At 33.6% G+C, this 9,703-nt stretch carries 11 protein-coding genes; 8 read left to right on the top strand and 3 right to left on the bottom strand.

Going from position 1 to position 9,703, the window contains the following annotated elements:
• A partial coding sequence (locus tag CN925_RS11165; RefSeq protein ID WP_286138328.1) for an acyl-CoA dehydrogenase family protein occupies window positions 1–414 on the top strand: 414 nt, incomplete at its 5' end.
• A 181-nt stretch (window positions 415–595) separates the two neighbouring features.
• Window positions 596–1,030, top strand: a complete 435-nt coding sequence (locus CN925_RS11160) for a DUF488 domain-containing protein (RefSeq protein ID WP_098846311.1) — start codon at window positions 596–598, stop codon at window positions 1,028–1,030.
• A 33-nt stretch (window positions 1,031–1,063) separates the two neighbouring features.
• On the opposite strand, the gene CN925_RS11155 is transcribed toward CN925_RS11160, so the two are convergent.
• Complete coding sequence (locus tag CN925_RS11155) at window positions 1,064–1,414, bottom strand: PH domain-containing protein (protein ID WP_098846310.1); 351 nt, start codon at window positions 1,412–1,414, stop codon at window positions 1,064–1,066.
• Between the two features lie 270 nt (window positions 1,415–1,684).
• Between CN925_RS11155 and CN925_RS11150 the strand changes: the two genes are divergently transcribed.
• Window positions 1,685–2,230 carry a hypothetical protein gene (locus CN925_RS11150; protein WP_098846309.1) on the top strand — a complete coding sequence of 182 codons (546 nt, stop codon included), beginning with the start codon at window positions 1,685–1,687 and terminating at the stop codon, window positions 2,228–2,230.
• A 112-nt stretch (window positions 2,231–2,342) separates the two neighbouring features.
• Here the strand turns inward: CN925_RS11150 and CN925_RS11145 are convergent, their stop codons facing one another.
• Window positions 2,343–3,392, bottom strand: coding sequence for an NAD(P)/FAD-dependent oxidoreductase (locus CN925_RS11145; protein ID WP_098846308.1), 1,050 nt, complete (start codon window positions 3,390–3,392; stop codon window positions 2,343–2,345).
• Between the two features lie 201 nt (window positions 3,393–3,593).
• On the opposite strand from CN925_RS11145, the gene CN925_RS11140 reads away from it, so the two are divergent.
• The 5 genes from CN925_RS11140 to CN925_RS11120 all read left to right on the top strand — a co-directional run bounded on the left by CN925_RS11140 (window position 3,594) and on the right by CN925_RS11120 (window position 8,937).
• The gene (locus CN925_RS11140; protein WP_098846307.1) at window positions 3,594–4,439 is read left to right on the top strand and encodes an ABC transporter ATP-binding protein; all 846 of its coding nucleotides are present in this window, start codon (window positions 3,594–3,596) and stop codon (window positions 4,437–4,439) included.
• Window positions 4,390–5,310, top strand: a complete 921-nt coding sequence (locus CN925_RS11135) for an iron-hydroxamate ABC transporter substrate-binding protein (protein ID WP_098846306.1) — start codon at window positions 4,390–4,392, stop codon at window positions 5,308–5,310. The genes CN925_RS11140 and CN925_RS11135 overlap by 50 nt, the downstream gene beginning before the upstream one ends.
• A gap of 107 nt (window positions 5,311–5,417) precedes the next feature.
• Window positions 5,418–6,428: a FecCD family ABC transporter permease gene (locus CN925_RS11130; protein ID WP_098846305.1), complete on the top strand. Its 1,011-nt coding sequence runs from the start codon at window positions 5,418–5,420 to the stop codon at window positions 6,426–6,428.
• Entirely contained in the window at window positions 6,425–7,435 is a 1,011-nt protein-coding gene (locus CN925_RS11125; RefSeq protein ID WP_098846304.1) for a FecCD family ABC transporter permease, read from the top strand. Before CN925_RS11130 ends, CN925_RS11125 begins: the two co-directional genes overlap by 4 nt.
• A gap of 137 nt (window positions 7,436–7,572) precedes the next feature.
• Entirely contained in the window at window positions 7,573–8,937 is a 1,365-nt protein-coding gene (locus CN925_RS11120; protein WP_098846303.1) for a transposase, read from the top strand.
• 113 nt (window positions 8,938–9,050) lie between these two features.
• Here CN925_RS11120 and CN925_RS11115 read toward each other — a convergent pair whose 3' ends face one another.
• Entirely contained in the window at window positions 9,051–9,638 is a 588-nt protein-coding gene (locus tag CN925_RS11115; RefSeq protein WP_098846302.1) for a xanthine phosphoribosyltransferase, read from the bottom strand.
• Window positions 9,639–9,703: the final 65 nt, after the last annotated feature.

The following is a 9,703-nucleotide window of genomic DNA, read 5'->3' as shown; positions in this document are numbered from 1 at the left end:
AAAACATTTGGTAAAGAAATTGGTAAACATCAACTAGTACAACAAATGATCGCTAAAATGTCTTCAAACCTTGAAATTTCACGTCTATTAGTTTATAAAGCTGGTTGGTTAAAAAATAACGGAAAAAGAAATACAAGAGAAACATCACTAGCAAAATGGATTTCTTGTAATGCAGCAAACGAGGCGGCTAATGATGCAGTACAAATTCACGGTGCATACGGCTTCTCAAACGAATTCCCAGTAGAGCGCTACTTAAGAAACTCAAAAGCACCTGTTATCTACGAAGGAACAAGAGAAATTCACACAGTTATGCAAGCTGAATATGACCTTGGCTATAGAGAAGATAAAATCCTACGAAAAATGCTACCTTCTTGGCCATTCGAAGAAGTTACGGTTGAAGCGGTAAAGTCTTAATAAAAAAATAGAGATTTTTAACTTTGATAACTCAGCATATGCTGGGTTTTTTTTCGTAAAAGGCAGGTGAATTTGATATTTGCAAGAAAATAATTAAATAACATAAATCACCTGATTATGACTTGTAAGAAAGATTAAAGCAACAAATAATAATTACCACACTCAAATAAAAGGAGTAGCTATGAACATAACAACAATCGGATTCTCCAAAAAATCATTAAGAACATTCACATCAATGCTCCAACAAAATAACGTAACACATCTAATTGATACCCGACTACATAACACATCACAACTAGCAGGATTTGCAAAAAAGGATGACCTACATTTTGTAATGGATTTATTAAATATTCAATACACACATGATACTGATTTAGCTCCAACAGAAGAATTACTAAAAGCAATTAAGAAAAAGGAACTCTCTTGGAATGATTTTGAAAAAGAATTTTTGAGCTTAATACAAAATCGTAAAATCGAAACAAAAATAAACGACTTTATAAGCAATGGTGTCCCATGCTTTCTATGCAGCGAAGAAAAACCACATCATTGTCACCGCAAACTAGTCGTAGAATATTTAAGAGAATTTGATAATCGATTTGAAATTATTCATTTATAAATTTGAAAAGACTGTCCTTAAAAAACAGTCTTACTATTTAATATGAGTACGTAAACGATCTTGTATCTGCTTTAAAATATCATCAACATGATCAAATTTTAAAATGATTTTATCGTATTTGTGATTGTTCAATGTAAATACTAAATTCCCCTTGTTAGTGCTCGTTGCAACAAAATAGTTCACGCCATCCTTTTTAAAATAGCCATATTTGTTTGCACCTATTTGAGTACCATAAATTTTCCATAGAAATTGATGGAGATCATCTATTGTAACGTTCTTAATATCACCATATGGTATTTCAATTGTATGTTTTAATCCTAAGATTGTTTCAAAACTAGAAAGTGTAATAATTAATTTGTCTTTTTCAAATAAAATTGTTTTCATAAAAAATCCCTCCTTACTTCTTATACGAACAGGGACTGAATATCGTTCATTTATTTTTAAAAATTACCCGTAACCACTTATTCTAATAACTAAACAAACGTTTAATTAAATAGACTATGCAACGATAATCCGGAGACAGACTTAAAAAAAGTATGGTTAGTAATCGTAAAAATTGAACGATAAGATAATTTTTTTCATAGTTAGTAAATGCCAGGGAATGATATCATCTAGATAATAGAATTATTTACTATTCAAAAAAGAGGTAGTAGTATGGATCAACAAGTACAAACTTATTTTGAGAACCTTGAATCAACAGACAAGAATTTGCAATTTGAAGCCTTTGACTATATTATTTCCGTAACAAAAGACAAAGTGGATTGGTCGTATGAAGTATGGGACCGATTAAAAACAGATCTACGGGACAAAGAAAATCACAAAAGGTCAAGAGCAGCACAATTTCTCTCAAACTTAGCGATCAGTGATCCAGAGAAGAGAATGCTAAATGATTTTCCAGAAATTTGGAAAGTTACATATGATCCAAAGTTTGTAACGGCAAGACATACTTTACAGTCAATATGGAGAGTAGGTTTAGCTGGTCCAGAACAACGAGCAATCGTCATTGAACATCTAGTAAATCGTTACATAAATTGCAAAGAAGAAAAGAACCATACATTGATTCGTTACGATATCATTCAAAGTATGAGAAATCTTTATGATGCGGTGAAGAATGAAGAAATTAAACAAAAAGCATTAGAATTGATTAAAACAGAAGAGGATCCAAAATATCGGGAAAAGTATATGACAGTTTGGAAATGAGTCAGAGAAGATGGAATCCTTATAGGGGGTTCCATTTTTTGCTCAACGGCTAATAGCTCAAAAACGAATNNATTCGTTTTTGAGCTATTAGAAAACTAAAAATTTGTTAAGATTAGTTCATCATCTGTTTAATTAATTCACGATTTCGTTGTTTAAATACTTCATTATGTGATGAAACCATTGCTGCGCTACTAGCATCTGGTTGGATATATTGCTTCGCTTTATTAACAGCATTAGCAGCATCTTGAAATGCGCCAGCAATTAATTGTAACTTTCCTTCATGCATTAGAATGTCTCCAGCTGCATAAATCCCTTCAATTGAAGTTTCACTCGTTGTATTCCCTTTAATATAGTAATCTTGAATCATTTCTACTTTAATTTCACTGTTATTTAATAAAGAAGTATCTTGTTCATAACCGTGGTTTATGATGACTTCATCAATTGCCAAATGAGAAATTTCACCAGTTTCATTATTTGTCAGTTCAACCTTTTCTATTTCTTCATGATTTTCACCAGCAATTAATTTCGTAATAGATGTATTGAAAAGACATTCGACTGAACTATTCATTAATTGAGATACTTGTGCTTCATGACCCTTTAGAGCGTCTTTTCGGTAAGTCAAATAAACTTTTTTAGCAATCGGCTCTAACTCATTAGCCCAATCAATTGCAGAGTTACCACCACCAGAAACGATGACAGTTTTATTTCGGAAATGTTTAAGTGATTTTACTGTATAGTTTAAATTTGAAACTTCGAATCTTTCTGCACCGTCTATTTGTAGCTTGGTTGGGTTTAAAATACCGCTTCCAACCGCAACAATAACAGTTTTAGAATAATGTTTTTGACCTGAAGCTGTATGTAAAACAAAAATGCCATTCTCGTCACGAGCGATTGTGTCTACTTTTTCATTTAACACAACAGTGGGATCAAAAGTTAATCCTTGCTGAACGATTTGTTTGATAAATCTCTCGCCAGGGATTGGTGGTTGTCCTCCAACATCCCAAATCACCTTTTCAGGATAACAATGAACTTTACCGCCTAATTCAGACTGAAATTCGATTATTTTTGTTTTCATTTCTCGTAAACCACTATAAAAGGCAGAGTAAAGGCCAGCAGGACCTCCTCCGATTACTGTTACATCATAAAGATCGTTCATGTTCATTATGTACTCACTCCAGAATATTCTGTCATTGATTATCATTCTCAATAAAATATAAACCATTTTTGAGAATTTTTCAATGACTTCACGAAAAATTAATATTGACAATATTAGTAAATGCACTTATATTTACGTAGTAATAGCTAATGATAATAATTATCATTATCACTAATGGTTAAAATATTAATGAATGGAGGTCAGTATATGGTGCGGTTATTTACTAATGAGTTGACCATTGGTTATGGTGATCGTTTGATTGTAAAAGACCTTAATATAAAAATTCCGGATAAACAAATTACAACAATCATCGGTTCAAATGGATGCGGTAAATCGACTCTTTTGAAGGCGATTACAAGAATAATTTCGCATCAATCCGGAACGATTATTTTAGATGGGGAAAACATTGCTTCAGAGAATACTAAATTACTAGCTAAAAAGATGGCGATTCTTCCTCAAACACCAGAGAGTGCAAGTGGTTTAACAGTAGGTGAACTAGTATCTTATGGTCGATTCCCATATCAAAGTGGTTTTGGCAGATTAACGCAAAAAGATAGTGAAGTAATTGACTGGGCACTCGAGGTTACAGGAACTAAGGAATATAAATATCAAGCAGTTGATTCACTTTCTGGAGGTCAACGTCAACGAGTTTGGATTGCAATGGCTTTAGCTCAAGAAACTGAAATCATTTTCCTTGATGAGCCTACTACATATTTAGATTTAGCTCATCAGCTCGAAATTTTGGAGCTGTTACAAAAGCTGAATCAAACGCAAGAACGGACGATTGTAATGGTCTTACATGACCTAAATCAAGCAGCTCGATTTGCAGATTACATCATCGCACTTAAAGATGGAGAAATCGTAAAAGCAGGTTCTTGCGAAGAAGTCATTTCACATGAAGTGCTAAAAAAAGTTTTTTCAATTGATGCAGTGATTGGAAGAGATCCAAGAACAAATAAACCAATGTGCATAACATACAATTTACTTAGAGGAGAAGAGAAAAATGAAGAAAATCTTAATACCATTTCTTTTAATATTCGTGCTAGTTATTAGTGCATGTAGTAAAGGGGCATCAAGTACAGAAGACTCAAAGAAAGAACCAAAAAAGTCCGGAACGATTACATATCAATCACAAAGTGGTCCAGTTAAAGTCCCAGCTAATCCTAAACGTGTAGTTGTGTTATCTTCATTTGCAGGTAATGTCATGTCTTTAGGCGTTAATATTGTTGGGGTTGATTCATGGTCTAAAGCGAATCCTCGCTGGTCTGAAAAATTAAAAAATGCTCAAGAAGTATCAGATGAAAACATTGAAAAAATTATCGAACTAAATCCAGATTTAATTATTGGTTTAGATAATGTTAAAAACATTGATAAATTAAAGAAAATTGCACCTACTGTAGTTTATACTTACGGCAAAGTAGATTACTTAACTCAACATATTGAAATTGGTAAATTATTAAACAAAGAAAAAGAAGCTAAGGCGTGGGTAGATGACTTTAAAGCTCGTGCACAAAAGGCCGGAGAAGAGATTAAAGCTAAAATTGGTCCAGACACAACAGTTTCTGTCATTGAAAAATTCGACAAGCAGCTTTATGTATATGGTAACAACTGGGGTCGTGGAACAGAAATTCTATTCCAAGAAATGAAATTAAAAATGCCTAAAAAAGTTGAAGAAAACGCATTGAAACCAGGATACTTTGCAATTTCATTAGAAGTATTACCAGAATTTATGGGAGACTATGTAATCTTCAGTAAATTTGATCAAACTGATACTTCAGTAGAAAAAACAGATACTTATAAAAATACACCAGCAGTAAAGAATAAGCACGTTTTTGAAGTAAATGGAAGTGAATTCTACTTCAATGATCCAGATACATTAGACATGCAATTAGAATTCTTTAAAAAGCAATTTTTAGGTAATTAACTAAAATAAGAGTAGGGATGCTATTATTCCTACTCTTATTATTTAGAAATTGACCAATAATTTTATGTAGTCTATAAGACATTCTATAAAGAGAAGATGAGAGGCTAATGACACACAAAAAAAGAGGTTTTGTTCCATTTTTTTTAAAATTAATAGTGGGGATTATCATTTTTATCGTTATGTTTGTAATTGCGATTGTTTTTGGCGCAGCAGATACAACTGTTGGCGATGTATGGCATGCGATTTTTACAAACATGACTAGTCAACAGATTTCTATTATAAGAGAATTAAGGTTACCTCGAGAGGTGGCAGCAATATTTGTTGGGGCAGCTCTTGCAGTAGCAGGCGCTATTATGCAAGGGATGACAAGAAATCCACTTGCCGATCCAGGTTTACTCGGCTTAACAGCAGGAGCAAATGCAGCTTTAGCACTAACAATGGCTTTTTTACCTAAAGTAAATTATTTTGGAATTATGATCGCTTGTTTTATTGGTGCAGCAGTAGGTTCACTAATCGTTTTTAGTATTGCTACAGCGAAAAAAGGCGGCTTTTCTCCATTACGTATCGTATTAGCGGGGGCAGCTGTTACAGGCTTTTTAACTGCTATTGCTGAAGGAGTGGGGATTTACTTTAAACTATCTCAAAATATTTCAATGTGGACTTCAGGTGGATTAGTTGGTACTTCTTGGGGGCAAGTAAAAACGATAACGCCTTTTATTATAGTCGGTATTCTCGTAGCAATTTTCTTAGCACGCCAATTAACAATACTTAGTTTAAATGAAGAGGTTGCTGTAGGTTTAGGTCAAAACATCCTAAGAATCAAAGCAATCCTATTTGTAGTAATCGTTTTACTGGCTGGCGCGGCAGTTGCTTTAGTCGGAAATATGGCATTTCTAGGTTTGATGGTACCTCACATGGTACGTGGATTCGTTGGAACGGATTACCGATTTATTATTCCAATGTCTGCTATTTTTGGTGCCACATTCTTACTTTTGGCAGATACACTTGGGCGAACAATTAATATACCTTATGAAACACCAGTTGCAGCGATTGTTGCAATGATTGGCCTTCCTTTCTTTCTATTTATCGTACATAAAGGAGGCAAAGAATTCTCATGATCCATCCTACTGTCCTTAGAAAACAAAGGCTAATTCTGTTGATACTCTTTATTCTTATTCTTTTAACAATGTTTATTGGAATGGGAATGGGATTTTCAGCAATACCATATAGTAGATTAATTCCAACCTTTTTAGGGGATGGTACATTTAAAGAAGAGTTTGTAATCTTTTCAATTCGATTACCTAGAATGTTGATAACTTTAATGGCGGGAATGGCACTAGCTTTATCTGGTGCAATTTTGCAAGGTGTAACACGAAATGAAATGGCTGAGCCCGGAATACTAGGTTTTAACGCTGGTGCAGGTGTCGCTATCACAGTATTCTTTTTATACTTTCCAATTGAAGCAGGATCGTTTGTCTATTTAATCCCAATCGTTGGTTTTTGTGGGGCTGTTGCTACAGCAATGATTATTTACATATTTTCTTATAAGAAAAATTCAGGTTTACAACCTATCAGATTAGTTTTAGTAGGTATTGGTTTCTCGATGGCTCTTTCAGGCATCATGATTGTATTAATTTCATCTGCAGAACGTGCTAAAGTAGATTTTATTGCAAAATGGTTAGCAGGCAATATATGGGGAACAGATTGGCCGTTTATTTGGGCATTCTTACCTTGGTTAATTGTATTAATTCCTTTTACCCTATATAAGGCAAATATATTGAACCTTCTTAATTTAAATGAGCCTGTTGCAATTGGGGTAGGAGTCTCATTAGAAAAGGAAAGAATTGTTTTAATGTTAGCAGCAGTCGCATTAGCAGCATCTGCTGTTTCTGTAACAGGAGGAATAGCGTTTATCGGATTAATGGCACCACATATTGCCAAAAGCTTAGTTGGACCAAGAAATCAATTATTTATTCCGATTGCAATTTTAATTGGTGGATTATTACTATTAGTTGCCGACACAATCGGAAGAAACTTAGTCGATCCAGAAGGAATACCAGCAGGGATTATAGTAGCCCTAATCGGTGGACCTTATTTTGTCTACTTAATTCTAAAAAAGGCTTAATCCATAGAAAAAAGACATTGTGAACTACAATGTCTTTTCTCAGAGTGTTGAAAAACAACTTAGTCAATAGATCTAAGCATATTATTTTAGAAAAAATCCCCTTTGTAGGAAAATTATTACTACAAGGGGGATTTTTTATGTACTACTATCAAGAGAACTTAGACATCGCAAAAAATCGCAAACTTTATGAGAATATGATTGATGAGGAGCACCATGTTGTAAAAATTGATAAGGCAATTAATTGGAATTATTTATATCAACTTATTGAACCTTTCTATCGGTCAACTGTTGGCAGACCATCAATTGATCCACTGATACTAGTAAAGATACTATTGATACAATATATTGAAGGGTTTCGCTCTGTTCGATTCACTTGTAAACAAGTCAAACAAAATGCTACTTATCGTTGGTTTTTAGGGATTTCACCTGATAAAAAAATACCTTGTCATTCGACTATTTCAAAGTTTCTTAATCATCGTTTGAAAAATAACGAGGTTTGGGAAGCTTTCTTTCACTATGTAGTAAATTTAATTAATATAGATGGATTTATTGCGAATGAAACTTGGGTGGCAGATGAAACAGAATTAAAAGCGAATGCAAATAAACGAAAACGTGATGTATGGATCAAAGAAGTCATCATTGAGGAAGATCTAGATACTTTAAAAAAAGTAAACGAGAGTAGACAAAAACACGGTATTAAATTACTTAAACCTAAAGGAAATAAAGCTGAACTGAAACGCGTTTTACTTAGTCCCGTTGATGGTGATGCAAGATTATCAGTTAAACATGATGAACGAGGTCGCTTTGCATATTTTGAGCACCGAGTAGTTGATTCTTTACATAATTTTATAATCGATACTCATGTCACGAGTGCGAATGTTCCTGGGCATAGAGTTTTATTAGATCAGTTAGATTCATTAAAAGATAGGCTTGGATATTATTCCAACGAAATCGCTGTTGATGCGGGCTACTATAATTCAAGATTTGCCGAAGGTTTATTCAAACGTGGGATATTTGCTTATATCTCTCATCGTAGATTTCCAAGTAAGGAACATAAAGAATGTAGAAAGTCTAATTTTCAAAGAGTAAATGAAGACCTATACGCCTGTCCTTGTGGTGTTCCTTTTCGTTATAAAACTACTACTAGACAAGGCTATCATGAGTTTAAGCCTGACAAAGGTAGCTGTTTTAATTGTCCATTCACGAAAAAAGATGATCGGGTTTTAAGAATTTCAGTTAATCAACCAATTTACGATGAATTAAGGGAACAAAGACTATCAATTCGAGGAAAGATATTAAAGTCAGTAAGACCTTCAACCGTTGAGTTAAGTTTTGCGCAAAGTAAAGAACTCCACGGCTTACGTTACGCACGATACCGAGGAGTTCACAAAGTAAAAAGACAAATTTTGATGACCGCCATCATACAAAACTTAATCAAATGGACCAAACTTCTCTCACTAAAGGAAATAGGTCTGCATTTAATTTACCAAAAAACAGACTAAATGGACAACTAAAAACAAAAATGCCACGAAAAATTCGTGGCATTTACTTGACGAAGTCTTTTTTCAACAGCGTGAAAAAAGACATTGTGAACTACAATGTCTTTTCTTTATTCTTAAACAGTTAATTCTTCATTTAAATATTTAATTTGTCCATCTTTTAAAGATTGGATACGAGCAAGAGATTCAACTCGATAACCACGATCACGCAGAAGTTTTCCACCATCTTGGAATGATTTTTCAATTACAATCCCAAAGCCAACAGTTTCCGCTTTTGCTTGTTCAATGATTGAAAGTAATCCAAGAGCTGCCTGTCCGTTTGCTAAGAAATCGTCGATTACTAATACTTTATCACCTTCGTCTAACCATTTATGAGAAATTGAAATTTCATTTTCTTCTTTTTTTGTAAATGAATAAACTTTAGCAGTATAAACATCTTGCTGCATTGTAATTGACTTTTTCTTACGAGCAAAAACTAGAGGGACATTTAGAGCAAGTGCTGTCATTAGCCCAGGTCCGATACCTGAAGATTCTATCGTAACTACTTTTGTTATTTTTTCTTCAGAAAATAAACGCGCAAATTCTTCTCCAATTTCCTTCATTAAAACAGGATCCATTTGATGATTTAAGAAAGCATCCACTTTTAATACATCATTTGCTAAAACGATTCCTTCTTGTTCTATTTTTTTAAGTAATAATTCCATAATGATCCCCCTTAATCTAAACAAAAAACTCAAAACATGTACTCCACTGTATAAAATGAGTGAAG

It is taken from the genome of Bacillus sp. AFS055030 (genome assembly GCF_002574545.1).
GTDB lineage: Bacteria > Bacillota > Bacilli > Bacillales > Bacillaceae_G > Gottfriedia.
This window is presented reverse-complemented; position numbering and strand designations above follow the sequence as displayed.